Below are 24,516 nucleotides of genomic sequence, written 5' to 3'. Positions count from 1 at the left end.
GGGTATCCGGTGTCACCCGAGCTTCTCCACGAACACCTTCAGCTTGCCACCGCAGGCCAGGCCCACTTCCCAGGCCATCTCATCGGAAATGCCGAAATCCAGCAGTTGCGGCGCGCCGTTCTGCATGGTCTGGCGGGCGGCTTCTGCCACCGCGCCCTCGATGCAGCCGCCCGAGACGCTGCCCGCCATGCGGCCGGTTTCCGAAACGGCGAAGCGTGACCCAGGAGGCCGGGGGCTGGAGCCCCAGGTTTCCACCACCGTCGCGATCGCCACCGCTTCGCCGGCGTCACGCCAGCCGGCGGCGACGGAGAGAATGTCCTCGCTCATCGGGTCCTCCCGCTGTTTCGCGCGCTGAGAGCGGCCACCAGTTGCTTGAGGGAATCCAGGCTGTGGACCGGACGGAACTCATGCACATGTGGCAGCATCGCGCGGATGCCTTGGGATTTCGGCTGGAAACCCGCATAGCGCAAGAGCGGATTGAGCCAGATCAGCTTGCGGCAGGATTGCTGCAGACGCTCCGTGGCTTCGGCCAGGCCCGCGGCGCCGTCCCGGTCCAGCCCATCGGTGATCAGCAACACCACCGCGCCCTGCCCCAGCACGCGGCGGGACCACAGCTTGTTGAACTTTTCCAACGCCTCGCCGATCCGGGTGCCGCCGGACCAATCGGGCACCAGCTTGGCCACCATCTCGAAGGCGACCTCGGCATCGCGGTGCTTCAACTGGCGGGTGATGTTGGTCAGGCGCGTGCCGAACAGGAAGCAGGAGACACGGTCCCGGTCATTGGTCACGGCATGCAGGAAATGCAGCAGCACCTGGGCATAGCGGGCCATGCTGCCGGAAATGTCGCAAATGGCCACCAGCGGCGGCGGGCGGGTGATGCGGCGGGCCCGCACCAGGGTGGTGATCTCCCCCCCCGAACGCCGGGCGCGGCGCAAAGTGGCGCGCAGGTCGATGCGCGTTCCCCGGCTGCCCAACCGGGTGCGGCGGGTCGGGCGTTCATCCAGCGGCAGGCGCAGCTTGCGGATCTCGGCGCGGGCCATGGCCAGTTCGGCGGCGCTCATGGCCTCGAAATCCATGGTCTGGAGCTTTTCCAGCGCGCTGACCGTCAGCGAGGCATCCTGCAGCGGCGGGGGCTGTTCGGGTTCCTTGGGCGGGGGCGGCGGGCGATCGCCGGCCATGGCCTCGGCCATACGGCGGCTGCCGGCGCGCGGCTTCTCCTCGGGCTTCATGCCCTCCAGCATCGCCATGGCGGCGGCGTGGCGGCTGGCCTCCGGGTCGCGCCAGAAGATGGCGAAGGCGGTGTCGAAGATCTCGGCGTGCTCGTGCCGATGCACCATCACGGCGCGCAGGGCGGCGCGCACCTGGGCCTTCTGGCCGATATCGATCAAGGACAGGGCGCGGGCCGCGGCCAGTGTCTCCGACGGGCCCACGGGCAGGCCCGCCCGGCGCAGCAGGCGGGCGAAGGCCACCACATTGGCGGCCAGCGCCTTGCCGGGCGGCGGCGTGAGGCTGGGCCGGGGCGTCAACGCCTCGGCAAAAGCGGCCGTGGCCGCCCGCAGCTCCGCGCGCCGGTCCTCCGTCACTGCGGGGGGCGCGATTCTTCGATCAGCCGCGCCGCCTCGGCACCGCGCAGCTTGGCGATGTCGTCCTGGTATTTCAGCAGCACGCCGAGGGTTTCATCCACCACCGTGGGTTCCAGCTCCCTGGCGTTCAGCGCCTCCAGCGCCTTGGCCCAGTCGATGGTCTCGGCCACGCCGGGCAGCTTGAAGTAATCCCCCTGGCGCAGCTTCTGCACGAAGGCCACCACCTGATCGGCCAGCGCATCCTGCATCTCGGGCGCGCGGAGTTTCAGGATGGCGCGCTCCCGCGCACCGTCGGGGTAGTCCACCCACTGGTACAGGCAGCGGCGGCGGATGGCGTCATGCACCTCCCGCGTGCGGTTGGAGGTGATGATGACCACGGGCGGGGTTGCCGCCTTGATCGTCCCCAGCTCCGGCACCGTGATTTGGAAATCCGCCAGGATCTCCAGCAGGAAAGCCTCGAAAGGCTCATCCGCCCGGTCCAGCTCGTCGATCAGCAGCACCGAGGGCGGGCCGGAGATGGCCGACAGCAGCGGACGCTCCAGCAGATATTCCCGGGCGTAGATGTCGGGCTTCTCGCCACCTTCGGCCATGCGGATGGCCATGAGCTGGCGCGCGGCGTTCCATTCATAGGCCGCCGCCGAGATATCCAGCCCATCGTAGCATTGCAGCCGCACCAGCTGCCGGCCCAACCCCTTGGCCAGCACCTTCGCGATCTCGGTCTTGCCGGTGCCGGGCTCGCCCTCCAGGAACAGGGGGCGGCCCATGGCCAGGCTGAGATGCACGACGGTGGCCAGGGAGCGGTCGGCCACATAGCCCTGCGAGGCGAGCAGCGCCTCCGTGGCCTCGACGCTCACGAGGACAGGAACACCAGATACAGGATGATCAGAAACAGGAAGCCGCCGATCCAGGCCGGCAGCGGCAGGCCACCGATCTCGCTCGGGATCAGGCTGAAGATGGAGATACCGCCAGCCTCGACCGGGGCCGGGGCGGGCGCCACGGCGGCCGGGGCCGCGCCGGGCTCGGCCGGCGCTTCCGCCACCGGGGCGGGCGTCAGCTGGGCGGCGAAGCGGTCGAAGAACTGGTCGGCCATCTGCTTGGCCGTGGCATCGATCAGCCGCGCGCCGAGCTGGGCCATCTTGCCGCCCACCTGGGCCTTCACCTGGTAGGAGAGCAAGGTCTCGCTCGGGCCCTTGGACTCCAGCTTCACATCGGCGCCGCCCTTGGCGAAGCCCATGGCGCCGCCATTGCCTTCACCGGTGATGGTGTAGCTCTCGGGCGGGTTCAGATTCTCCAGCTTGACCTTGCCGGTGAAGCGCGCGGCCATCGGACCGATCTTGAGGGCCACGCGGGCCGTCATGTCCGTCTCGCTCTGCTTCTCCACCACCTCACAGCCCGGAATGGCGGTCTTGAGCTTCTCCGGGTCGTTCAGCGCGGCCCAGACCTGTTCACGTGGCGCCGGAATCAGGCGCTCGCCGGTCATTTCCATAGTGATGTCTCCGCTGGTTACCTGGGTTTTAGGGGGGGGCGAGCTGGCTGGAAAGTCCCGCAAGGCCAGCGTATCTGGGAACAGGGGTCAGAAGCAGGAAGGGGTAGGCATGAGATTCGGCCTGGCTGGCATGATGCTTCTGTTCTTCGGGGGCATGTCCGCGCCCGCCGGCGCGGCAGAGGGCGCGGCAGAGCTGGATGGTGCGGCGCTCTCACTGGCCTGGGGCCTGCCCTTCGCCGGCATCCTGCTCTCCATAGCCTTGATGCCGTTGCTGGCCGGTCAGGTCTGGCACCATCACTACGGCAAGATCGCTGCCGGCTGGGCCACGCTGGTGCTGCTGCCCATGGCCATGATCTTCGGTCCCGCCACGGCATGGAGCGAATTGCGGCATGTCGCGGCACATGAATTCATCCCCTTCATCGCCCTGCTACTGGCACTATACACGACAGGCGGCGGCGTGCTGCTGCGCGGCCGGCTGATGGGCACGCCCGCCACCAACACGGCGCTGCTGGCGCTGGGCACGGTGCTGGCCTCGGTCATGGGCACCACCGGGGCCTCCATGGTGCTGATCCGGCCGGTGCTGCGGGCCAATGCCTTTCGCCGGCGCAAGACGCACGTCTTCGTGTTCTTCATCTTTCTGGTCAGCAATATCGGCGGCAGCCTGACACCGATCGGCGACCCACCGCTCTATCTGGGCTTTCTGGCCGGGGTGTCCTTCTTCTGGCCCACCCAGCATCTGGCGGCGGAGTTCCTGACCTGCGCCGTTATCCTGCTGGCACTGTTCTATGCGCTGGACAGCTGGGCCTGGGCCCGCGAACGCCCTGCCCCGCCAGCCGCCGAACCCGAGCCGCTGCGTGTCGAAGGCGGCGTGAACCTGGCCCTGATCGGGGGGGTGGTGGCCGTGGTGCTGATGCAGGGGGCGTGGAAGCCGGGCAGCGCCTCCTTGTTCGGTGAAACCATGCCGATCCAGCAGCTTGCTGCGATCCTGGCCTTTCTGGCCATCACCGGAATCTCCGTGGCCATCACCCCCGCCGCCCTGCGGGAGGCCAATGGCTTCACCTGGGGCGCGATGACCGAAGTGGCCAAGCTGTTCGCTGCCATCTTCATCTGCATGGGCCCGGTGCTGGCCATTCTGAAAGCGGGCCCTGCCGGGGCCGCTGCCGGGCTGGTGGCGCTGACCAGCGATGCCGCTGGCGCGCCGATCCCGTGGGTGTATTTCTGGCTGTCCGGCGCGCTGTCTTCCTTCCTGGACAATGCGCCGACCTACCTGGTGTTCTTCAACCTGGCCGGAGGCGATGCCGGCGCGCTGATGGGCCAGGGGGCGTTGACGCTGACCGCCATCTCCTGCGGCTCCGTCTTCATGGGGGCCAATTCCTATATCGGGAACGCCCCCAACTTCATGGTGAAGGCCATCGTGGAGGAGGGTGGGGTGCGCATGCCCTCCTTCTTCGGCTATTGCGGCTGGGCTGCCTTGTTCCTGCTGCCCTGCTTCGTGCTCGTCACGCTGCTATTCTTCCGATGAAACCCGAGGGAGTGAGACCATGCCTTATGTGATCGGCGACGAATTGCCCCATCTGCCCGCCGGCGAGCGCTTCCGCGCGCTGCTGGAGCGGCCGCAGATCCTGCAGATGCCCGGCGCGCATCTGGGCATCGCCGCGTTGCTGGCGAAGAAGGCGGGCTTCGAGGCCCTCTACCTGTCCGGCGCCGCCATGTCGGCCACCATGGGCCTGCCCGACCTCGGCATGATCACCATCGAGGATGTGTGCTTCCATGTCCGCCAGGTGGCGCGCGCCTCCATGCTGCCCACGCTGGTGGATGGCGACACGGGCTATGGCGAGGCGCTGAACGTCATGCACATGGTCCGCTGCTTCGAGGATGCCGGCGCCGGCGCCGTGCAGCTGGAAGACCAGAACCTGCCCAAGAAGTGCGGCCACCTGAACGACAAGAAGCTGGCCAGCGCGGATGAGTTCGCGGCCAAGGTCGCCGCCGCCCGCAAGGCCCGCCGGCACCTGTACATCATCGCCCGCACCGATGCCGTGGCCAGCGAGGGCATGGATGCCGCCGTGGACCGCGCCAAGCGCTATCTGGATGCCGGCGCCGACGCCATCTTCCCCGAGGCCCTGACCACGCGTGAGATGTTCATCGAGTTCGCCAAGCGCATGCCCGGCGTGAAGCTGCTGGCGAACATGACCGAGTTCGGCCGCACGCCCTTCTTCACAGCGCAGGAATTCCAGGATTTCGGCTACTCCATGGTGATCTGGCCGGTGTCGCACCTGCGCATCGCCAACAAGGCGATGGAAGGCCTCTACAACCAGATCAAGGCCGAGGGCGGCACCCACAACGCCATCGGCCGCATGCAGACCCGCGCGGAGCTGTATGAGACCATCGGCTACCACAAGTACGAGGAGCTGGATGCGAGCCTGGTGAAGACCGTGATCCCGACGGGCATGCCCCAGCGCAGCTAGTGTCCTGCCCGCGAAGTTCGCGGGATCTCCCGCGGACGCAGCGGATCAGCAGGCCACTGAAAACACAGGCTGGTGGCCTGAGAACGAAATCCGAGGGATTTCGGAATCAGGACACCAGAGCGGTTTCCGTTCGCACCGGCTCACGGCAACCGCTCTAGGTATTTGTTTTCACGATCATCTTTATCCGATCAGATGATGATCTAACCGGCGGGCTGCACCTCTCCGGGTTTGCAGCCCTCCTGCATCTGCTCCAGCTGGCGCCGGATCTGCGCCAGCTCGTTCTCGCTCAAGTCTTCCAGCGACATGAAGCTGTTCCGCGCCCGATGGGTGGCGCGGATCAACTCATCCAGCTTGATATGCAGAGCCTCGGTATCCCGGTTCTGGGCATTCTGGATCAGAAACACCATCAAGAACGTCACGATGGTGGTGCCCGTGTTGATCACGAGCTGCCAGGTGTCCGAATAGCCAAAGACAGGCCCGGTGATGCCCCACACAACAACGATGCCCAGCGCCAGCATGAAGGCCCAGGGCCTGCCGGCCTGACGGGCCGCCCCTTTGGCGATACCGGTAAAGAGACGTTCCTGTGCCATGCGGCAGGAACGCCTGCCGCGCCCGGGGGTTGCGGGCTCGCCCTTCCGGCGCATATCGATGGCCATGCCCCCGCTCCTGATCGGCAGCGAGATCTATCGCCGCTCCACCTACGGGCCCAAGCACCCGTTGGCGATCCCCCGCGTCTCCACCGCGCTGGACCTGATCCGGGCGTTGGGCTGGATGGACCCGGCGCGCTACCTGGACAGCCCGATGGCGAGCGTGGAGGAACTCATCCGCTTCCACACGCCGGAGTATGTCGCGGCCCTGCGGCGCGCCGAGGCCAGCCAGACCGTGGATCCCGCCGACCGTGACCGCCACCGCATCGGCGCAGACGGCAATCCGGTGTACCGCGAGATCTTCCGCCGCCCCGCCACCAGCGCGGGCGGGGTGATGCTGGCCGCGCGGCTGACGGTGGCGCGCGGCGGCATCGTGCATGTGCCGGGGGGCGGCACCCATCACGGGCGCGCCGATCGGGCCTCAGGCTTCTGCTACGTGAACGATGCCGTGCTGGGGCTGCTGAGCTGGCTGGATGCGGGGCTGACCAACATCCTCTACGTCGATATCGACGCCCATCATGGCGACGGCGTGCAGGATGCCTTCCATGACGAGGCCCGGGTCTTCACCGTCTCGGTGCATGAGGGCAGGCGCTGGCCCTTCACCGGCGCCGCCGCGGATGTCGCCGGCGGCCAGGCCCGCAACTTCCCCCTGGCCGAAGGCGCCAGCGACTCGGACATGCTGGCGGTGCTGGAGCACGGCATCCTGCCCATCGTCGATGCCCTGCGCCCCCAGGCCATCATGCTGCAATGCGGCGCCGATGCGATCCTGGAGGACCCGCTCTCGCGCCTCGGCATGTCCAACCAGGCGCATTGGGCCGTGGTGCGCGCGCTGATGCGGGCCGCGCCGCGTTTCGTGCTGCTGGGCGGGGGCGGGTACAATCCCTGGTCCGTCGCGCGTTGCTGGGCCGGCGCCTGGGGCATTCTGAACGGGCTGGAACCGCCTGACCGCCTGCCGGAACCCGCGGAAGCAGTGCTGCGCGCCCTGACCTTCCATCGCGCCGCCGGCCGCAACCCGCCAGAGCATTGGTTCACCACTCTGGCCGATGCTCCACGTCAGGGGCCGTTACAGGAAGAAACCCTGGCCCTGCTGCAAAATCCGCTGCCCGTGGCATGATGAGGGCATGAAGCGCCGCGCCCTCCTCCTCCTTCTGGCCCTGGCCAGCCCCGCCGCAGCCGAGCCAGGCACGGACCGCCCGCAACCCAAACTGCCGGAGGAGCCGCTGACCATCATCACCCGCGATGGAACGCGCCATGCCTTCCGGGTGGAAATGGCTGTGGAGCCTCAGCACCAGATGATCGGGCTGATGTTCCGCCCCAGCGTCGGCGCCAATGAGGGCATGCTGTTCGACTGGGGCGAGCCGCGCGAATCCATGATGTGGATGCGCAACACCATCACCAGCCTGGACATGGTGTTCATCACCCAGGATGGCCGCATCCTGCGCATCGCCGAACGGACCACGCCGCTCAGCCTCGATACCATCGCCAGCCGTGGGCCGGTGCGCGCCACGCTGGAACTGGCCGCCGGCACCGCGGAGCGCCTCAACCTGCGCCCCGGTGACCGGGTGGAGCAGCGGATCTTCAGCGCCCCCACACGCTGAACAGGAACTCCGCGAAACGCCGGACGATGGGGGAAGGGCTGTCCTTCTCCCACACCGCGCGGATGGCGATCGTGCCGCGCACGTCCTCCATCTCCCGCACCGCGATGCCCCGCCGCTGCACGTTGCGCACGCAGCTGGAATAGATGCTGACGCCAGCCCCGGCCGCTACCAGGCCGAAAATGCCCTGGCTGCTCGATGCCTCCTGGATGATGTTCGGAAAGAAGCCGCGCTGCCGGCACATGGCGAAGATCGTCTCCCGGTAGCCGTACCAATCCTCGCCGGTGCCCAGCACGAAGGGCTCCTGGGCCAGGTCCCGCAAGGTCAGGCTGGGCACATTGGCCAGCCGGTGAGTGGCCGGCAGCAGTGCGACATAGCTGTCCTCGGCCAGGGGATAGCTGGTCATGACCTCGTTGCTCAGCCCGTCGAGCATGAAGCCGATGTCGATGCGGCGTTCCAGCAGCGCCGCCTGCTGGCGGCTGGTAGGCATGTATTGCAGTTCCAGCCGGATGTCGGGGTGGCGTTCCCGAAACAGACGCACGAGCTCCGGCAAACGGCCATTGATGGCGAAATCCATATAGGCGACGCGCAACTCGCCGCTGGTGCCCTGGGCCGCGCGCAGGGCCTTGGCCACCCCCAGTTCGATCTGCGCCAGGCCCGCCTGGCATTCCTTCAGGAAGGCCTGCCCGGCCTCAGTCAATTGCACCTGGCGAGTGGTACGGGCCAGCAAAGGCGTGCCGACCTCCCGTTCCAATTCCCGGATCGTGCGGCTCAGCGCGGGCTGGGCCATGTGCAGGCGTTCGGCCGCGCGGCTGAAATGCAGTTCCTCCGCGACACGCAGGAAGCAGCGGAGATGGCGGAGCTCGAAACGCGGCATGCGGATTGATACCACAATTGGCATCAATCAGACCATATTCAGTATTTCTCTAGCCCCGGTTCGGCGCGCCATGCTCCAGCACCAACCCGGAGCCAGACCATGACCACCCCGATTTTCGACAAGGAACTCAACGCCACGCTCGAAGCCGCCTTCGAGCGCGCCCGCCAGATCTATGCGGCACGCGGCTTCCAACGCCGCATTGGCTTCGGCAGCCGTCCGGCACTGATCAATGTGGACCTGGCCAATGCCTGGACCCGTCCGGGCAACCCCTTCACCTGCGAGGAGATCGACGACCGGGTCATCCCGAACGTCCAGAAGCTGCTGGCGGCCTTCCGCCGCAACGCGCTGCCCGTGGTGCATGTCACCACCGCCTATCAGGTGACGGATATGAACAACCCCAACACCGACATGGGGCTGTGGCACCGCAAGATCCCCATCGAGGTGGTGGAGCAGAGCAAGCCGGAACTGTGGGACATCGACAGCCGCATCGCCCCCATTCCCGGTGAACAGGTGCTTCTGAAGAAACGGGCCAGCGCCTTCCACGGCACCTATCTGGCCGGCTATCTGCGCGCAGCCGGCGTGGACACGATCGTGGTCACCGGCGTCACCGCCTCCGCCTGCGTGCGGGAGACGGTGTGCGATGGCATCGCCGACGGCTTCCGCACCATCATCGCCCGGGAATGCGTGGGCGACCGGATTCCGGGTGCCGTGGCCTGGAACCTGTTCGACCTGGATGCGAAGTTCGGCGATGTGGAACCGACGGATGCCTGCATCGCCTACCTGGACGGGCTGAACGCACCCCGCGCCGCCGCCGAGTAGGAGCCTGGGCATGGCCTATGATGTGATCGTGGTGGGCGTGGGCGGCATGGGCAGTGCCACGCTGTGGAATCTGGCCCGGCGCGGCTTGCGCGTGCTGGGGCTGGAACGCTTCGACATCCCGCACATCATGGGTTCCTCCCACGGCGTCACGCGCATCATCCGCCTACCCTACTACGAGGACCCGGCCTATGTGCCGCTGCTGCGCCGGGCCTATGAGCTGTGGCGGGACCTGGAGGCCGCGACCGGCCAACGGGTGCTGCACACCCATGGCTCCCTGGACGCGGGGCCGGAGGACAGCCAGGTGTTCCAGGGCGCGCTGCAATCCGCCCAACTGCATGGCCTGCCGCATGAGGTTCTGACCGGGGCGGAGATCAACACCCGCTTCCCCGGCTATCGGCTGCCCGCGGCGCATCGTGGCCTGCTGCAGCCCGAGGGCGGCTACGTGATGAGCGAGAAAGCCATCATCGCCCATGTCATGGCCGCCCACGCCGCCGGCGCCGAGATCCATGCCCGGGAACAGGTGCTGGGCTGGGAAGCCAGTGCCACCGGCGAGGGCGTGACCGTGAGCACCGACAAGGGCCGTTATCAGGCCGCGCGCCTGGTGCTGACCGCCGGGGCCTGGATGGCGGACCTCGCCCCCGTGCTAGTCGGCAAAGCCGTGCCGGAGCGCCAGGTGCTGGCCTGGCTGCAACCGCTCAAGCCGAGCCTGTTCCAACCGGACATCTTCCCTGTCTTCAACCTGGAGGTGGAGGAAGGCCGCTATTACGGCTTTCCCATCGTGGAGGTGCCCGGCTTCAAGTTCGGCCGCTATCACCATCGGGATGAGTGCATGCCCGCCGAGGCGATGCGGCGGGAGGTGGATGCGGCGGATGAAGCCCTGCTGCGCGCCTTCGCCGGGCGCTATTTCCCCGCCGGCAATGGGCCGACCATGGCATTGCGCAGCTGTATCTTCACGAACACACCAGACGAACATTTCATCCTGGACCATCATCCCGCCTATCCGCAGGTGGTGCTGGCATCCCCCTGCTCAGGGCATGGATACAAGTTCTGTTCGGTCATCGGCGAAGTCCTCGCCGATCTTTCGAGTGCAGATGGAAAGACAAAATACAACATCGACTTCCTGCGTTTGCGGTAACGGGACACGCTTGCGTGCCAGGCTCGGCGCACCTAGTTTGCGCCCGAGTCCGGGGTGTGGCGCAGTCTGGTAGCGCGCCTGTTTTGGGTACAGGAGGTCGTGGGTTCGAATCCCGCCGCCCCGATATCCGCATGTCAGTGCTTACAGAGGCAGGCTGGTTGTCGCCTTGATCTCGGTCATCACCACGCTGGAGGTGACCGCGCGAACACCCGGCAATTGCGAAAGCCGAGTGTAGAAGAAAGTCTCGTAATACTTGATGCTGGGGACAATGATCTTCAGCAGCGAATCACTGTTGCCCAACAGCAGATAGCACTCCACCACTTCCGGCAGGGCGCGCACCTGCTCACGGAAACTGGTGGTCGCAGCCACGTCATGCGCGACAAGCTGCACATTGACGTAGAGCGTCACATCCAGCCCGACCGCCGCCGCATCGACCAGCCAGACCTGGCGGCGCAGGCAGCCTGTCTCCTTCAGCCGCTTCACCCGGCGCCAGCAGGGCGGCGGTGTCATGCCGATGCGCTGGGCCAGTTCATTCACGGTCAGGGAACCGTCTTCCTGCAACAGGGTCAGGATTCGGCGATCCGTGTCGTCCAGGGTTACAGACATGCACTCGTTCCCCGATTCAGAAAAATTCATTACCTCACATCACGCTACGGCGCGAAAGAGAACGCTTGGAATAACCCGACACCCGGGCGCAACATTATTGCGTCGCAGCAATGCCGGTCCGGCCCCATTCGCCGATCCGGCCCGCATCCGTAAGGCCTCGCATGACCGGCATCCGCCCCAGCGCCCTCCTTGCCCCGCAACGGCTCGGCTTGCTGGCGGCGCTGATGACGGTCGGTGTCTGGACCACCTGGATCACCACCTCCCGCATGGCGATGCAGAACGGACATCTGGACAGCGCGCTGCTGGCTTTCCTGCGCTTCGGGACAGCAGCGCTGCTGCTGGCTCCCTTCTGGTGGCGCTTCCGGATCATCCCGAAGCAGGCACCGAAGCTTGCATTGCTGGGCCTGCTCTGTGCCGGGCTGCCCTATCAGTTCCTGGTGCTGGAAGGCCTGCACTACGCCCCCGCCGCCGAGGCCGGCCCATTGCTGACCGGCAGCCTGCCGCTGTTCATCGCGCTGCTCTCATCCACTGTGCTGAAGGAGCGGCTGAGCCGGGGCCGCATCATGGGCGTGGCGCTGATCACCCTGGGTGTGACCCTCATCATGGCGCATGGGCTGACGGATCTGCTGGGCGGCAGCTGGCGCGGGCACCTGCTGGTGCTGGCCGGCGCGCTGGCCTGGTCGGTCTATACCGTCGCCTTCCGCTATAGCCGCCTGACGGGCCTGGAGGCCGCGGCTTTCGTTTCCTTCTGGTCGGTCGCGCTGCTGCTGCCGCTGGCCGGCTGGCGCGTGCTGGAAGGGCTCCAGACAACCCCCGCCCCCATTCTGCTGCGCCATGTGCTGATCCAGGGCGTGATGGCGGGGGTGCTGGCGCTGCTGATCTTCACCCTGGCGCTGAAACATCTGGGTGCGGCCCGGACCACGGCCGTCACCGCGCTCACGCCCGTGACCGTTACGCTGGTGGCGGTGCTGCTGCTGGGTGAGGCGCCCCGCCTGCCGGAGTTGATGGGCTGCGCCCTGGTCGTGTTCGGCGTGCTGGTGACGAGCAGCATGCTGCGCCTGCCGCGGAAACTCATGGTGCTGGAATCAGGGCTGCCTGCCGGAAGCCCTGCCAACCGGTAACGCCAGCCCTGCCGTTGTTCTTGATTTGTTCGGTTTCTTGCGCCATGCAGGGCTATGCTTCTCCGGCTGGTCCACCCCACGCCCGCCTATGCCGAGGTCGCGGCGCGCTCCAACTTCTCTTTCCTTGACGGCGCCTCCCACCCGGAGGAACTGATCGCACGCGCCGCCGATCTGGGCCACGCTGGCTTCGGCCTGTGCGACACCAATGGGCTGGCCGGCGTGGTCCGCGCACATCGCGCGGCAAAGGCCAGGGGGCTGCCCTTCGCCCCCGGTTGCCGGCTGCGGCTGAGCGATAGTTCGGAATGGCTGGCCTGGCCCACGGATCGCGCCAGCTACGGCCGGCTGACCGCCCTGCTCTCCAGCGCCCGGATGGGCGCCCCCAAAGGCGAGGAGCGGATCGCACTCGACGCCATGCTAGCCGCCGCCGAGGGCTGGGTGCTGGCCTTTACCCCGCCCGATCGGCCGGATGCTACCCACCTCGCGGCGCTGCGGCGCGCGCGTGCCGTGTGGCTGGCGCTGCCGGTGCTCCTCGCCACCTCCTGCCCCATGCTGGGGGATGACGGGCCACGGCTGGCCCGTCACGCAGCCCTCGCCGAGGCCTCCGGCGCCTGGCTGCTGGCCACCAACCATGTGCGCTACCACGACCCGGCCCGCCATGCCCTGGCCGATGTGTTGAGCGCGATCCGCCTGCATCGCACCATCGAAACCCTGGGCACGGCCGCGGAGCCCAACGCCGAGCGCCACCTGAAATCCCCCGCCCAGATGGCCGAGCTGTTCGCCGATTACCCGGACGCGCTGGCCAACACGTTGCGGGTCATGGAGGCCACGCGCGGCTTCTGCCTGGACCAGCTGCGCTATGAGTACCCGGAGGAAACGCTCGACCCCGGCCGCACCGCGCAGGAGACCCTGGAAGCGAGGGTGCGGGAGGCCGTGGCCGAGCGCTGGCCCGCCGGCCCGCCCGCCGACATCGCGCAGCGTCTGGCCCATGAGCTGGAGCTGATCGGCCGGCTGGACTACGCGCCCTATTTCCTGACCGTGCATGAGATCGTGCGCTTCGCCAAAGCCCAGGACATCCTGTGCCAGGGGCGCGGTTCGGCGGCGAACTCCACCGTCTGCTATGTGCTGGGCATCACCGCTGTGGACCCGGCGAAGCACAATCTGTTGTTCGAGCGCTTCATCTCCGCCAGCCGGGGCGAGCCGCCGGATATCGACATCGACTTCGAGCATGAGCGGCGCGAGGAGGTGATCCAGCACCTCTATGAGCGCTACGGGCGCGAACGCGCGGCCATCTGCGCCACCCTGATCCGCTACCGCCCGCGCAGCGCGATCCGAGAGGTGGGCAAGGCGATGGGCCTGCCGGAACAGGTCGCGGCGGCGCTCTCCAAGGCCAGCTGGGGCCCGGGGCGGGAGGATGACCTGCATGATCTGGCAGCGCGGGAAGGGTTGGATCTGAAAGAACCCACCTTGGCCCATGCGCTGCGGATGGCCACGGAACTGCTCGATTTCCCCCGTCACACCGCCACCCATGTGGGCGGCTTCGTCATCACGCGCGGCCCCCTGGTGGAGCTGGCCGTGGTGGGCAACGCCACCATGGATGGCCGCACCGTGCTGGAATGGGACAAGGACGACATCGACGCGCTGGGCATGCTGAAGGTGGATGTGCTGGGGCTGGGCATGCTCTCCTGCCTGCGGCGCGCCTTCGCGCTGCTGGCCAAGCACCGGCATATCCGCCACGGGCTGCGCAGCCTGCCGCCGGAATGCCCCGAGACCTACGCCATGCTGCGCCGGGCCGACTCCGTCGGCGTGTTCCAGGTGGAAAGCCGGGCACAGATGAACATGCTGCCCCGGCTGCGGCCCACACAGTTCTACGACCTGGTGATCCAGGTGGCGATCGTGCGGCCGGGGCCGATCCAGGGCGGCATGGTGCATCCCTATCTGCGGCGGCGGCAGGGGCTGGAAAAACCCGAGTACCCGGAACCCAGCCCGGAATTCGGCCCACCGGACGAGTTGCGGCAGGTGCTGGAAAACACGCTGGGCGTGCCGCTGTTCCAGGAACAGGCCATGAAGCTGGCCATCACCGCCGCCGGCTTCTCGCCGGAGGAAGCGGACCAGCTCCGCCGCGCCATGGCCACCTTCAAGAGCCGCGGCACGGTGGACCTCTACCGGGAGAAGCTGGTGGGCGGCATGGTCCGGCGCGGCTATGTGCGGGAATTCGCCGAGCGGGTGTTCTCCCAGATCGAGGGCTTCGGCAGCTATGGCTTTCCCGAAAGCCATGCGGCCAGCTTCGCGCTTCTGGTCTATGCCTCGGCCTGGCTGAAATGCCACCACCCGGCGGTCTTCGCCTGCGCGCTGCTGAACAGCCTGCCCATGGGCTTCTACGCCCCGGCGCAGATCATCCGCGACGCGCGCGAGCATGACGTGCCGGTGCTGCCCATCGATGTGAACGCCAGCGAATGGGACTGCTCGCTGGAACAGAACGGCCTGGCCCTGCGCCTGGGCATGCGGCTGGTGAAGGGCTTGAAGGAGCAGGACGCCGAGTCGGTCATGGCCGCGCGGCAATCCCGCAACGGCGCGCCCTTCGGCGGCGTGGAGGATCTGGCCTGGCGCTCAGGCCTGGATGCCGAGGCGCTGGAAGCCCTGGCCGCCGCCGATGCCTTTCCCGACACGCCCCGCCGCCATGCCATCTGGGATGCACGGGGCAGCACGGGCTCCCCGCGCAGGCTGCCACTGTTCGCGGCCCTGGGCTCGGAGGCAGCGGCCGCCATGGCCGCGGAGCAGCCGCTGATGCCCGAGCCCCCCACCCTGTTGCCGGATGAGGATGAGGGCGAGGCGATCCTGACGGATTACAGCGTGACGGGGCTGAGCCTGCGGCGCCATCCCCTGGCCTTGCTGCGCCGGCGCCTGGCCGGGCAGGGCTGCGTGACCACGGCGGCACTGGCCGGCCGGCGGAAGCGCGTGGCCGGGCTGGTGCTGATGCGCCAGCGCCCCGGCTCGGCCAAGGGCGTGATCTTCATCACGATCGAGGACGAAACCGGCACCGCCAATCTGGTGGTCTATCCGGATGTGGCGGCGCGCCACCTCAACATCCTGGTCAATGCCCGGCTGCTGATCGCCGAGGGCCGGGTGGAACGGATGGAGGAAGCGGTGGAAAAGCCGATCACCCATCTGATCGTGCAGAAGCTGATCGACGGCACCGGGCTGCTGGACCAGCTCTCCGCCGATACGGAACTGGCCCGGAACCGGACGCTGACGGACACGCTGCCCGCCAGCCGGGATTTTCGTTAAAGACAGGGCACCTCAAGCGGCGTCCGTTCAGCTGCCCACCTTCAGCGTGCTGACCAGCCCGCGCAGGCAGGCCAGGATGGACAGGCCCGTGATCTTGCCGGTGCGCGGGTTCGCCTCGCTCGGCACGTTCTCGATGGTCATGGTCAGGCGGGCGGCGGCGGCTTCCACCTTGATGGTGTGGGTGTTGCGGGTCACGCCCGGATCGGCCCAGATCTCCACCATCGTGCGTTCCGGCCCCACGCCGGCCATCGCCAGCGCGGCGGCGACATTCACATTGGCCGGGAAGCCCTGCGCGGCGTCGAAGGCATTGCCCTTGAACACCAGGGTCGGTTCGGTGACGCCCAGCACCTGGATGTTGTGCTTGACCAGATAGGGCGCGCCTTCCAGGCCGATCGGCGGCTTGCGGGTCTGGATGGTCACGCTCTCGACATCGCCCTCGGCGGCGGCGCGCACGGCGTCCAGCCCCAGCAGCGCACCGGTCGGCACGATGATTCGGGCGCCGGTTTCCTTCGCGCGCTCGACCAGGTGCATGCGCGGCAGCAACTGCCCGCAGGAGGACGGGATGAAGACGCATCCAGCCTCGATCGCGGCATGCGCCACTTCCTCGAAGATGGCGGAAGGAGCGCATTCCACGATGATGTCGCACTCACGCGGCAGCTTCGCGATGTCCAGGATCAGCGGGCGATCCTTGAAATCCTTCATGGCCGCGCGGGCCTTCTCGGCGTCACGCACCGCCACGGCGGTCAGCTTCAGCCCGGGCACGCCCGCATCCAGGGCGCGCGCCAGTTGCAACCCAATGGCCCCGAGGCCCACGATTCCGACGGTGTATGTCTCGCTCATGCCCCTGAGGTTAACCAGGGTTCGCGGCCGGGCCAACTACCCCACCGGATGGCGCCAGGCCTCCGGCACGTAACGGAAGGGCAGGCGCAGCAGATCCAGCGCGGCGGGGCCGGGGGCGTCGCACTCCACGATGGCGCTGCAGCGCCCCTGGAAGGCGGCGCGGAAATGGTTCTTGGCCTTGTTCGCCAGCAGCCGCACGCGCGTCAGGTCGATGCCATGCAGAGTGAAAAAGGCCGGATCCACCGCGGCTTCCTTGCGGCTGGTGACGATGATCGAAAGCTTGCCGGTGCGCAGCACCGCCGTGGGCCCGAGGTCCACCGGGGCGCCGGCCTCCATAGGGCCTTCATTCAGGAAGGAGCCATGGGTCAGCTTCTCCACCACGCCCTCGAACGGCACGGGCGGGCCGAAAGCCGGCGTGGTGCGGCCGGCCAGGCTGGCGCGGAAGGGCGCGCCCTCCCCGGCCTTGGTGGCCTCGGCCACGATCGCGGGGTCATGCAGAAAGGCGAAGACCGTCTCCACCTCCAGCTTCGCATCGACCAGGGTGCGCAGCAGCTCCGGTGTGTCGCAGGCCCCGCCGGAGAGCGGGTTGTCCGCCGGGTCCAGCAAGGCGACCAGCCCCTCGGGGGCCGCCAGCGCCCGGGCCAGCCCTTCCTTCGTGTCCGGCAGATTGACGGCGAAGCGCGGGAAGCGGGACTTGATGGCATCGGTCAGTTGGCGGGCCGTGGCGCGGGCCTCGGCATGGTCCACGCCCCAGACGAAGGCGCTGGGCCCGGCCGTGGGGCTGTCACCCCAGGCGAAGCCGCCGAAAATGGTGACATCCGGCAGGTCGGGCGTTTCCAGCGCCTTGGCCATCTCCCACACCTCGGCCATGGGGCCGGACTGGTGCCGCATGTGGAAGCTGTGCAGCACCTGGGGCAGCTTCACGATGCTGGCATGCAGCCGCTCACCGCCGATCGCGCGCTCCAGCAGATGCAGGGCCCGGCTGGCGCATTCCGCCATGTCCGTGTGCGGATAGGTGCGATAGGCGGAGGCACCATCCAGCAAACCCGCCAGCTCGGGCGAGATATTGGCGTGGAAATCGAAACTGGCGACGATGGGCGTGTTCGGCCCGACAATGCCCCGCACCATGCGGATGATGGCCAGGTCGGCCTCGGGCTCGCTTTCCGTCAGGCAGGCGCCGTGCAGGGAAAGATACACGCCATCCCATTCCCGGCTTGCCAGCCCGGCGGAGACTTCCTCCCACCAGGTGGCGAAGGCGCGGTCCTCCATCGGGCCGCCCGGCTGGGCGGAGGTGCAGCGCAGCACCGTGGCCGACCAATGCGGGCGCTCGGCCAGGAAGGCTTCCAGCCCACCCAGCTCCGTCGCCGTGCCGCGATAAGTGGTGAGGGCCGCATCCCCGGCGATCCATTCCCGCCCCTTGAAGGCCTCCAGCGAGGCAGGTTCCGGGGCGAAGCTGTTGGCTTCAAACCAAAGGCGAGCGACGGCGATGTGTGGCATGGCGCGGAAATTGGCACCGCATGCTGCGCCGCGCCAGACCGCAAACGGGCGGATACTGGCGTTTCTGTTTCAGACGGCCCGGCAGGCCATCAGGTAGTTGACCGAGGTGCCGCCGCCAGCCCGCCACTGGCCGTCGGGAAAGCGCGGCCCCAGGCCGGAAATCGCCTCGACGGCGAAGCCGGCCTCCCGGGCCAGGCGACTCAGCTCGGCGGGCGTCACGAATTCGTGCCAGTCATGCGTGCCCACGGGCAGCAGCCGCAAAACATATTCCGCACCATATTTCGCGATGAGCAGGCTTTTGCGGGTGCGGTTCAGGGTGGACAGGAACAGCTGCCCCCCGACCGGCAGCAATTGCCGCAGGCTGGCCAGGAACAAGGGCTTGTCGGCGACATGCTCGATCACCTCCAGCGCCGTCACCACGTCGAAAGCCGTGCCCGCGGCCAGATCCTCCGGGCCGCCGTGGCGGTAGTCGATCTCCAGCCCGCCGGCCTCGGCATGCTGGCGCGCCACTTCGATCACGTCCGGGGCGGCATCCATGCCGGTCACTTGCAGGCCAGCCCGGGCGAAGGCCTCCGCCGCCAGCCCCGCGCCGCAGCCGATATCCAGCAGACGCAGGGGCTGCCCCAGGGGCAGTCGGTCCAGCACCCAGCGCGTACGGGCGGTGTTCATGGCGTGCAGCGGGGCCATCGGGCCGCGCGGATTCCACCATTCCCCGGCCAGCGCATTGAACTTCGTGGCCTCACTTTCCAGTACCGTGCCTTGCATGGCCAACTCCGCGCCGTTATGGGTGCCCCGCCTCATATACGCCCCAGTGGGACCATGCCCAGAATCGTGATGAAATTCGGCGGAACATCCGTCGCTGACCTGGACCGTATCCGCAACGTCGCCAACCGCGTGAAACGCGAGCACGACGCCGGGAATGAGGTGGCCGTCGTGGTTTCCGCCATGTCGGGCACCACCAACCAACTCGTGAAATGGTGCACCGACCTCGACCCGCTGCATGATCCGCGGGAATACGATGCGGTGGTCGCGACCGGCGAGCAGGTGACGATCGGCCTGCTGGCCATCGCGCTGCAGAAGCTGGGCGTGCCCGCGCGTTCCTGGCAGGGCTGGCAGATTCCCATCCGCACCGATGACGCGCATGGCAAGGCCCGGGTGGACAGCATCGACGGCTCAGCGCTGATCGCCTCCATGCAGAAGGGCGAGGTGCCGGTCGTGGCCGGCTTCCAGGGCGTGGCGCCGGATGGCCGGGTGACGACGCTCGGCCGCGGCGGCAGCGATCTGTCGGCCGTGGCGCTCGCCGCCGCCCTGAAGGCCGACCGTTGTGATATCTACACCGATGTGGACGGCGTCTATACGACGGACCCCCGCATTGTTCCCCGCGCCCGCAAGCTGGACCGCATCTCCTTCGAGGAAATGCTGGAGCTGGCCAGCGTGGGCGCGAAGGTCCTGCAGACCCGCAGTGTCGAGATGGCGCTGAAGCAGCGGGTGCGCGTGCAGGTCGTGAGCAGTTTCGAAGACAAGCCTGGCACCCTCGTGGTGGATGAGGACGAGATCGTGGAAAAGCTGATTGTCTCCGGCATCGCCTATTCGGCCGACGACGCGAAGGTGACCCTGCGCCGTGTGCCCGACCGGCCCGGCGTGGCCGCCAGCCTGTTCGGCCCGCTCGCGGAAGCCAATGTGAACGTGGACATGATCGTGCAGAACATCGGCGCCGATGGCACGACCGACATGACCTTCACGGTGAACCGCACCGACCTGCCCCGCGCCAAGGAAGTGCTGGACGCGGCCAAGGGTTCGCTGGGTTATGAAAGCCTGCAGACCGACCCGAATGTGGTGAAGATCTCCGTGGTGGGCATCGGCATGCGCAGCCACGCGGGTGTCGCCTCCACCATGTTCCGTGCCCTGAGCGAAAAGGGCATCAATATCCAGGTGATTTCCACCAGCGAGATCAAGGTCTCCGTCCTGGTGGCATCCGAGTACAAGGAACTGGCGGTGCGCGCCCTGCACACCGCCTATGGGCTCGATGGGCCTGAACCCGCGGCGAAGGCCGCCGAGGAAGGCTGACCATGACCAGCATCGCCACCCTGATGGAACGCGGCGCCCGTTTCCTGGGCTCTGAATACGCCATTCTGGGCGGCGCCATGAGCTGGATCAGCGAGCGCCACCTGGTGGCCGCGCTCTCCAACGCCGGGGCCTTCGGCGTGATCGCCTGCGGCGCGATGGAACCGCCGCGTCTGGCCGAGGAAATCTCGGCCACCCAGGCGCTGACCACGAAGCCCTTCGGCGTGAACCTCATCACCATGCATCCCATGCTGATGGAGCTGGTGGAAGTGTGCCTGGCGGCGAAGGTGCCCGTGATCGTCTTCGCCGGCGGCATTCCGCCCGGCCCGGCCATCAAGCGCGCCAAGGAAGGCGGGGCGAAGGTGATCTGCTTCGCCCCCGCCCTGGCGCTGGCCAAGAAGCTGGTGCGCTCCGGCGCCGATGCGCTGGTCATCGAGGGCAGCGAAGCCGGCGGGCATATCGGCCCGGTGTCCCTGAATGTGCTGGCGCAGGAAATCCTGCCCCATATCAAGGAGGTGCCGGTCTTCGTGGCCGGCGGCATCGGCCGGGGCGAGGCGATCCTGAGCTATCTGGAGATGGGCGCGGCTGGCGTGCAGCTCGGCACCCGCTTCGTCTGCGCCACGGAATGCGTGGCGCATCCGAACTTCAAGAAGGCCTTCCTGCGCGCTTCCGCGCGGGACGCGATGCCGACGATCCAGCTCGACCCGCGCTTCCCGGTCATCCCGGTGCGCGCGCTGGCCAATGCCGGCACCCAGCGCTTCATGGAACACCAGGCCGTCGTCATCGATCGCTTCCGCAAGGAAGAACTGACCAAGGACGAGGCCCAGCTTGAGATCGAGCATTTCTGGGCCGGCGCGCTGCGCAAGGCCGTGATCGACGGCGATGTGGAGAATGGCAGCCTGATGGCGGGTCAGTCTGTCGGCATGGTCGGCGCCGAGCAGCCGGTGCGCGAGATCATCCAGGAACTGTTGCAGCAAGCCGAAGAAGCACTATCCCGCCGCACCGCATAGCGGAGACGCGGAGAGACCCCCTTTCGCCTGATCGGAGCTATGGGCTACATGCCGGTGTGTCCTTCTCCATGAAACGCTTCACGCGAGCCGAAGCCATGCCGAGCGGTGATGCCGCCCGGCTGGGAGAGGAGTTGCGCGATGCGCGCATCTCCTCCGGATTGTCCATCGAGGATATGAGCGCGGTGCTTCGCATCCGGCGCGTCTATCTGCTGGCGCTGGAGGAAGGGCGGGTCAGAGACCTGCCCAGCCCCGCCTATGCGCTGGGCTTTGTACGCAACTACGCCACGTCGCTGGGGCTGGATGCGGAGGATTTCGTCCGCCGCTTCCGCGAGACCATCGGCACCGTGGTGCAGAAGAAGCAGGATCTGGTCTTCCCGGAGCCGGTGCCGGAACGCGGCATCCCCTCCGGCGCCATCATCCTGGTGGGCGTTCTGCTGGCCGCCGCGGCCTATGGCGCCTGGTACAGCTGGAGCAGCGGCGGGGACCGCACCGTGGACGCGGTGCCCCCCGTGCCGCCCCGGCTGGAACGCGCGGCGCGCGAAGGCACCTCCCCGGAACCGCCGCCGCCGGCTTCCAGCTCCTCCGTGCCGCTGCCGGAGCCGGTGCCGGTGCCGGTCGTGGTGCCGCCCCCGCCGCCGCCTCCCCCGCCGCCGCCTTCGCCCACGGATGCCAGCCGCATCACCTTGCGCTTCACGCAGCCGGTCTGGACCCAGGTGCGCGCCCCGGGCCAGCAAGCCCCCTTGCTGGAGCGCGTGATGCGCGCGGGTGAAACCTGGACACCGCCCAACCGCGAAGGCCTGCTGCTGACCCTCGGGTCCGTTGCGGGGGTCGAGGTTCTGGTGGACGGGCAGCAGCAGCCGGGCTTCGCCCCCGGCCAGGGCACGCGCCGCGCCATCCCGCTGGACCCCGTGCTGTTCCGCGCCGGCTTGGTGCAGCCCGGCGCCCGCTTCACGACCCCACCCGCTGCCCCGGCACCCGCGCCGCAGCAGCAGCCTGCCACCCGCCCGGCGGCACCCGCCGCCCCCCGGACGCAGTGATACCCGATGCCTAGGCCTGGCGGCCCGGGCATCCTATCTCTCCTGCCTACGGCACAAGGAGCCGGCCATGAGCAGCTACCGTCCCTATCAGCACATCGAACGCCGCAAGTCCCGCAAGATCCAGGTGGGCTCCGTGGCCGTGGGCGGCGACGCGCCCATCACGATCCAGACCATGACCAACACGCTGACCTCGGATGCCGCGGCGACCATCGCCCAGATCCGGCGCAGCGAGCTGGCCGGGGTAGATATCGTCCGCGTCTCCTGCCCCGATGAGGAAAGCACGGCCGCCCTGGCGGAGATCGTGCGCGAGGTGAATGTGCCGATCGTCGCGGACATCCACTTCCACTACAAGCGCGCCATCGAGGCCGCCAAGGCCGGCGCCGCCTGCCTGCGCATCAACCCGGGCAATATCGGCAGCCCGGAGCGCGTGAAGGAAGTGGTGAAGGCCGCACGGGACTATGGCTGTGCCATCCGCATCGGCGTGAATGCCGGCAGCCTGGAAAAGCACCTGCTGGAGAAGTACGGGGAGCCCAACCCCGATGCGCTGGTGGAAAGCGCGCTGTGGCACGCCGACCACCTGCTGCAGAACGATTTCCATGAGTTCAAGATCAGCGTGAAGGCCTCGGACGTGTTCCTGGCCGTCGCCGCCTATCAGCAACTGGCCGAGGCCTGCGACCACCCGCTGCATATCGGCATCACCGAGGCTGGCGGGCGCCGGGCCGGTACCGTGAAATCCGCGATCGGCCTGGGCAACCTGCTCTGGGCCGGCATCGGCGACACGGTGCGCGTCTCCCTCAGCGCGGAGCCCGAGGAAGAGGTGCATGTCGGCTGGGATCTGCTGAAGTCCCTGCACCTGCGCAATCGCGGCGTGAAGGTGATCTCCTGCCCCTCCTGCGCGCGGCAGGGTTTCGACGTCATCAAGACCGTCGCCACCCTGGAAGATCGCCTGGCCCATATCGTGGAGCCGATCACGCTCAGCATCATCGGCTGCGTGGTGAATGGCCCTGGTGAGGCGCTGATGACCGATATCGGCCTGACCGGCGGCGGCTCTGGCCGCCACATGGTCTATGCCGCCGGCAAGCAGGACCACACCACCGGCACCGAGGACATGGTGTCCCATCTGGTCGAGCTGGTGGAAAAGCGCGCGGAACTGCTGCGCGCGGCCGCCGCGGCGGAAAAGGCGAAGGCGGCCGCCGAGTAGGCAGCCGCGGCGCCGGGGCTCAGCCCCGGCGCACCACGTAGTCACCCGCCTGCAAGGCCGCGATGATGGCCTCGCTCTGGGCGTTGTCACGCACCTCGATCATCAGTTCCAGCTCCGCCGTCTGCACGCTGGGTGCCGCGAACAGGCGCTGGTGACTGACCTCGATCACGTTGCCGCCGGCCGCCGCCACACGGGTGGCGATATCGGCCAGCACGCCCGGCCGGTCCGGAATATCCAGATGCAGGCGCAGGATGCGGCCGTCGCGCAGCAGGTTGCGCAGCAGCACATTGGCCAGGATGCGCGGGTCGATATTGCCCCCGCAGACCGGTGTGCCGACGCGCTGGCCCCGGAACCGCTCCGGGAAGGCCAGGATGGCCGCGAGACCGGCGGCACCGGCCCCCTCCGCCACCACCTTGGCGCCTTCGGCCAGCAGGGCGATGGCCTGCTCCACCGCGCGCTCAGGCACCACCAGCACCTCGACGCCCAGCTCACGCAGCAATTGCAGCGGAAGTTGGCCGACATCGCGCACGGCAATGCCCTCGGCGATGGTCGGGCCGCCCACATGCACCGGCTGTCCCGCCAGGCGCTGCGCCATGGCCGGATAGCCCTCGACCTCGACCCCGAACACCTTCACCCGCGGGCGCAGCTCCGCCGCGGCGACAGCGCAGCCCGACACCAAGCCGCCGCCGCCGGTGGGCAGCACCAGCATGTCCACCTCCGGCGCGTCCTCCAGCAATTCCAGCGCCAGCGTGCCCTGGCCGGCGATCACGGCAGGGTCGTCGTAGGGATGGATGAAGGTCAGGCCTTCCTTCAGCGCCAGCTCATGCGCATGGGCGGCGGCTTCGGCCAGGGTCTCCCCATGCAGCACCACATGGGCGCCGAAGGCCTCGGTCCGCAGCACCTTGGTCGCGGGCGTGAAACGCGGCATCACGATGACGGCGCGGATACCCGCCAGCGTCGCGTGGCGCGCCACCGCCTGGGCATGGTTGCCGGCGGACATGGCGACGACACCCGCCGCGCGCTCCCGCTCCGTCAGCAGGGCGATGCGGTTCGCCGCCCCACGTTCCTTGAAGGCCCCCGTCGCCTGAAGGTTGTCCAGCTTCAGAAAGACCGTCGCCCCCGCCACGCGGGAGACGGCGGGCATCTCCATGGTGGGCGTATGCCGCACGGCCCCCTGGATGCGCGCGGCCGCGGCCCGCACATCGGCGAGGCTCAGCTCCGTCCGCACCGCCGGGTTCACTGACCGAG

23 protein-coding genes and 1 tRNA gene are annotated in these 24,516 nt (G+C 68.1%); 13 read left to right on the top strand and 11 right to left on the bottom strand.

Annotation, left to right across the window (positions count from 1 at the left end):
* Positions 1–12: 12 nt before the first annotated feature.
* Genes GT007_RS04045 through GT007_RS04030 form a run of 4 tightly spaced genes read right to left on the bottom strand, consistent with a single transcriptional unit; the run spans position 13 to position 3,069 of the window.
* Positions 13–327 carry an XdhC family protein gene (locus GT007_RS04045; protein ID WP_160120271.1) on the bottom strand — a complete coding sequence of 105 codons (315 nt, stop codon included), beginning with the start codon at positions 325–327 and terminating at the stop codon, positions 13–15.
* Positions 324–1,583, bottom strand: a complete 1,260-nt coding sequence (locus tag GT007_RS04040) for a vWA domain-containing protein (RefSeq protein WP_160120270.1) — start codon at positions 1,581–1,583, stop codon at positions 324–326. The genes GT007_RS04045 and GT007_RS04040 overlap by 4 nt, the downstream gene beginning before the upstream one ends.
* Entirely contained in the window at positions 1,580–2,437 is an 858-nt protein-coding gene (locus tag GT007_RS04035) for an AAA family ATPase (RefSeq protein WP_236571491.1), read from the bottom strand. Before GT007_RS04035 ends, GT007_RS04040 begins: the two co-directional genes overlap by 4 nt.
* Positions 2,434–3,069 (bottom strand): CoxG family protein, encoded by a 636-nt coding sequence (locus GT007_RS04030; RefSeq protein WP_160120269.1) that lies wholly within the window; start codon positions 3,067–3,069, stop codon positions 2,434–2,436. The genes GT007_RS04035 and GT007_RS04030 overlap by 4 nt, the downstream gene beginning before the upstream one ends.
* A gap of 130 nt (positions 3,070–3,199) precedes the next feature.
* Between GT007_RS04030 and GT007_RS04025 the strand changes: the two genes are divergently transcribed.
* Together GT007_RS04025 and prpB are read left to right on the top strand one after the other, a co-directional pair.
* The gene (locus tag GT007_RS04025) at positions 3,200–4,591 is read left to right on the top strand and encodes a sodium:proton antiporter (RefSeq protein WP_160120268.1); all 1,392 of its coding nucleotides are present in this window, start codon (positions 3,200–3,202) and stop codon (positions 4,589–4,591) included.
* Positions 4,592–4,610: 19 nt separating this feature from the next.
* Positions 4,611–5,534 (top strand): methylisocitrate lyase, encoded by a 924-nt coding sequence (gene prpB, locus GT007_RS04020; RefSeq protein ID WP_160120267.1) that lies wholly within the window; start codon positions 4,611–4,613, stop codon positions 5,532–5,534.
* 200 nt (positions 5,535–5,734) lie between these two features.
* On the opposite strand, the gene GT007_RS04015 is transcribed toward prpB, so the two are convergent.
* Positions 5,735–6,190 (bottom strand): low affinity iron permease family protein, encoded by a 456-nt coding sequence (locus GT007_RS04015; protein ID WP_236571490.1) that lies wholly within the window; start codon positions 6,188–6,190, stop codon positions 5,735–5,737.
* Here GT007_RS04015 and GT007_RS04010 point away from each other — a divergent pair.
* Together GT007_RS04010 and GT007_RS04005 are read left to right on the top strand one after the other, a co-directional pair.
* A complete protein-coding gene (locus GT007_RS04010; protein WP_409348913.1) occupies positions 6,189–7,295 on the top strand; it encodes an acetoin utilization protein AcuC in 1,107 nt (368 codons plus the stop codon). The genes GT007_RS04015 and GT007_RS04010 overlap by 2 nt on opposite strands.
* Before the next feature lie 7 nt (positions 7,296–7,302).
* A complete protein-coding gene (locus GT007_RS04005) occupies positions 7,303–7,779 on the top strand; it encodes a DUF192 domain-containing protein (RefSeq protein ID WP_160120265.1) in 477 nt (158 codons plus the stop codon).
* Here the strand turns inward: GT007_RS04005 and GT007_RS04000 are convergent.
* The gene (locus GT007_RS04000; protein ID WP_160120264.1) at positions 7,760–8,653 is read right to left on the bottom strand and encodes a LysR family transcriptional regulator; all 894 of its coding nucleotides are present in this window, start codon (positions 8,651–8,653) and stop codon (positions 7,760–7,762) included. The two genes, GT007_RS04005 and GT007_RS04000, sit on opposite strands and share 20 nt — an antisense overlap.
* A 99-nt stretch (positions 8,654–8,752) precedes the next feature.
* On the opposite strand from GT007_RS04000, the gene GT007_RS03995 reads away from it, so the two are divergent.
* The 3 genes from GT007_RS03995 (at position 8,753) to GT007_RS03985 (ending at position 10,731) form a co-directional block, all read left to right on the top strand.
* The gene (locus GT007_RS03995) at positions 8,753–9,472 is read left to right on the top strand and encodes an isochorismatase family protein (RefSeq protein WP_160120263.1); all 720 of its coding nucleotides are present in this window, start codon (positions 8,753–8,755) and stop codon (positions 9,470–9,472) included.
* 10 nt (positions 9,473–9,482) lie between these two features.
* Positions 9,483–10,607, top strand: a complete 1,125-nt coding sequence (gene solA, locus GT007_RS03990; RefSeq protein WP_201451785.1) for an N-methyl-L-tryptophan oxidase — start codon at positions 9,483–9,485, stop codon at positions 10,605–10,607.
* A 50-nt stretch (positions 10,608–10,657) separates the two neighbouring features.
* Positions 10,658–10,731: transfer RNA gene (locus GT007_RS03985), tRNA-Pro, on the top strand.
* Positions 10,732–10,748: 17 nt separating this feature from the next.
* Here the strand turns inward: GT007_RS03985 and GT007_RS03980 are convergent.
* Positions 10,749–11,213, bottom strand: a complete 465-nt coding sequence (locus GT007_RS03980; protein WP_160120262.1) for an Lrp/AsnC family transcriptional regulator — start codon at positions 11,211–11,213, stop codon at positions 10,749–10,751.
* A gap of 161 nt (positions 11,214–11,374) precedes the next feature.
* Here GT007_RS03980 and GT007_RS03975 point away from each other — a divergent pair, with 161 nt between their 5' ends.
* Together GT007_RS03975 and GT007_RS03970 are read left to right on the top strand one after the other, a co-directional pair.
* Positions 11,375–12,334, top strand: coding sequence for a DMT family transporter (locus tag GT007_RS03975; RefSeq protein WP_160120261.1), 960 nt, complete (start codon positions 11,375–11,377; stop codon positions 12,332–12,334).
* Between the two features lie 54 nt (positions 12,335–12,388).
* Positions 12,389–15,619, top strand: a complete 3,231-nt coding sequence (locus tag GT007_RS03970; RefSeq protein ID WP_160120260.1) for an error-prone DNA polymerase — start codon at positions 12,389–12,391, stop codon at positions 15,617–15,619.
* Positions 15,620–15,646: 27 nt separating this feature from the next.
* On the opposite strand, the gene GT007_RS03965 is transcribed toward GT007_RS03970, so the two are convergent.
* The 3 genes from GT007_RS03965 to ubiG form a co-directional block, all read right to left on the bottom strand.
* Positions 15,647–16,459, bottom strand: coding sequence for an aspartate dehydrogenase (locus tag GT007_RS03965; protein WP_160120259.1), 813 nt, complete (start codon positions 16,457–16,459; stop codon positions 15,647–15,649).
* A gap of 36 nt (positions 16,460–16,495) precedes the next feature.
* Entirely contained in the window at positions 16,496–17,956 is a 1,461-nt protein-coding gene (locus GT007_RS03960; protein ID WP_160120258.1) for a M81 family metallopeptidase, read from the bottom strand.
* Positions 17,957–18,025: 69 nt separating this feature from the next.
* On the bottom strand, positions 18,026–18,721 hold the full coding sequence (ubiG, locus tag GT007_RS03955) for a bifunctional 2-polyprenyl-6-hydroxyphenol methylase/3-demethylubiquinol 3-O-methyltransferase UbiG (protein ID WP_160120257.1): 696 nt from the start codon (positions 18,719–18,721) through the stop codon (positions 18,026–18,028).
* A 54-nt stretch (positions 18,722–18,775) separates the two neighbouring features.
* Here ubiG and GT007_RS03950 point away from each other — a divergent pair, with 54 nt between their 5' ends.
* The 4 genes from GT007_RS03950 to ispG all read left to right on the top strand — a co-directional run bounded on the left by GT007_RS03950 (position 18,776) and on the right by ispG (position 23,268).
* Entirely contained in the window at positions 18,776–20,023 is a 1,248-nt protein-coding gene (locus GT007_RS03950) for an aspartate kinase (protein WP_160120256.1), read from the top strand.
* A 2-nt stretch (positions 20,024–20,025) separates the two neighbouring features.
* Positions 20,026–21,030, top strand: a complete 1,005-nt coding sequence (locus GT007_RS03945; RefSeq protein ID WP_160120255.1) for an NAD(P)H-dependent flavin oxidoreductase — start codon at positions 20,026–20,028, stop codon at positions 21,028–21,030.
* A 95-nt stretch (positions 21,031–21,125) separates the two neighbouring features.
* Positions 21,126–22,067, top strand: a complete 942-nt coding sequence (locus GT007_RS03940) for a helix-turn-helix domain-containing protein (RefSeq protein ID WP_160120254.1) — start codon at positions 21,126–21,128, stop codon at positions 22,065–22,067.
* 67 nt (positions 22,068–22,134) lie between these two features.
* Positions 22,135–23,268 (top strand): flavodoxin-dependent (E)-4-hydroxy-3-methylbut-2-enyl-diphosphate synthase, encoded by a 1,134-nt coding sequence (gene ispG / locus GT007_RS03935; RefSeq protein ID WP_160120253.1) that lies wholly within the window; start codon positions 22,135–22,137, stop codon positions 23,266–23,268.
* A 19-nt stretch (positions 23,269–23,287) separates the two neighbouring features.
* On the opposite strand, the gene GT007_RS03930 is transcribed toward ispG, so the two are convergent.
* On the bottom strand, positions 23,288–24,508 hold the full coding sequence (locus tag GT007_RS03930; RefSeq protein ID WP_236571489.1) for a threonine ammonia-lyase: 1,221 nt from the start codon (positions 24,506–24,508) through the stop codon (positions 23,288–23,290).
* Positions 24,509–24,516 lie beyond the last annotated feature (8 nt).

The organism is Rhodovarius lipocyclicus (assembly GCF_009900765.1).
Taxonomy (GTDB): domain Bacteria; phylum Pseudomonadota; class Alphaproteobacteria; order Acetobacterales; family Acetobacteraceae; genus Rhodovarius; species Rhodovarius lipocyclicus.
The sequence above is the reverse complement of the archived record's forward strand: the minus strand, read 5'-3'. Positions and strand labels throughout refer to the sequence as shown.

What these genes read in the sequence shown, in the direction of transcription:
- GT007_RS03965 (WP_160120259.1), bottom strand. Translation starts at nt 16,459, where the DNA reads ATGAGCGAGACATACACCGTCGGAATCGTGGGCCTCGGGGCCATTGGG.
- GT007_RS03980 (WP_160120262.1), bottom strand. Translation starts at nt 11,213, where the DNA reads ATGTCTGTAACCCTGGACGACACGGATCGCCGAATCCTGACCCTGTTG.
- GT007_RS04010 (WP_409348913.1), top strand. Translation starts at nt 6,189, where the DNA reads ATGCCCCCGCTCCTGATCGGCAGCGAGATCTATCGCCGCTCCACCTAC.
- GT007_RS04015 (WP_236571490.1), bottom strand. Translation starts at nt 6,190, where the DNA reads ATGGCCATCGATATGCGCCGGAAGGGCGAGCCCGCAACCCCCGGGCGC.
- GT007_RS04030 (WP_160120269.1), bottom strand. Translation starts at nt 3,069, where the DNA reads ATGGAAATGACCGGCGAGCGCCTGATTCCGGCGCCACGTGAACAGGTC.
- GT007_RS04005 (WP_160120265.1), top strand. Translation starts at nt 7,303, where the DNA reads ATGAAGCGCCGCGCCCTCCTCCTCCTTCTGGCCCTGGCCAGCCCCGCC.
- ubiG (WP_160120257.1), bottom strand. Translation starts at nt 18,721, where the DNA reads ATGCAAGGCACGGTACTGGAAAGTGAGGCCACGAAGTTCAATGCGCTG.
- GT007_RS03940 (WP_160120254.1), top strand. Translation starts at nt 21,126, where the DNA reads ATGCCGAGCGGTGATGCCGCCCGGCTGGGAGAGGAGTTGCGCGATGCG.
- GT007_RS03975 (WP_160120261.1), top strand. Translation starts at nt 11,375, where the DNA reads ATGACCGGCATCCGCCCCAGCGCCCTCCTTGCCCCGCAACGGCTCGGC.
- prpB (WP_160120267.1), top strand. Translation starts at nt 4,611, where the DNA reads ATGCCTTATGTGATCGGCGACGAATTGCCCCATCTGCCCGCCGGCGAG.
- GT007_RS03995 (WP_160120263.1), top strand. Translation starts at nt 8,753, where the DNA reads ATGACCACCCCGATTTTCGACAAGGAACTCAACGCCACGCTCGAAGCC.
- solA (WP_201451785.1), top strand. Translation starts at nt 9,483, where the DNA reads ATGGCCTATGATGTGATCGTGGTGGGCGTGGGCGGCATGGGCAGTGCC.
- GT007_RS03945 (WP_160120255.1), top strand. Translation starts at nt 20,026, where the DNA reads ATGACCAGCATCGCCACCCTGATGGAACGCGGCGCCCGTTTCCTGGGC.
- GT007_RS04025 (WP_160120268.1), top strand. Translation starts at nt 3,200, where the DNA reads ATGATGCTTCTGTTCTTCGGGGGCATGTCCGCGCCCGCCGGCGCGGCA.
- ispG (WP_160120253.1), top strand. Translation starts at nt 22,135, where the DNA reads ATGAGCAGCTACCGTCCCTATCAGCACATCGAACGCCGCAAGTCCCGC.
- GT007_RS04000 (WP_160120264.1), bottom strand. Translation starts at nt 8,653, where the DNA reads ATGCCGCGTTTCGAGCTCCGCCATCTCCGCTGCTTCCTGCGTGTCGCG.
- GT007_RS03960 (WP_160120258.1), bottom strand. Translation starts at nt 17,956, where the DNA reads ATGCCACACATCGCCGTCGCTCGCCTTTGGTTTGAAGCCAACAGCTTC.
- GT007_RS03950 (WP_160120256.1), top strand. Translation starts at nt 18,776, where the DNA reads ATGCCCAGAATCGTGATGAAATTCGGCGGAACATCCGTCGCTGACCTG.
- GT007_RS03970 (WP_160120260.1), top strand. Translation starts at nt 12,389, where the DNA reads ATGCTTCTCCGGCTGGTCCACCCCACGCCCGCCTATGCCGAGGTCGCG.
- GT007_RS04045 (WP_160120271.1), bottom strand. Translation starts at nt 327, where the DNA reads ATGAGCGAGGACATTCTCTCCGTCGCCGCCGGCTGGCGTGACGCCGGC.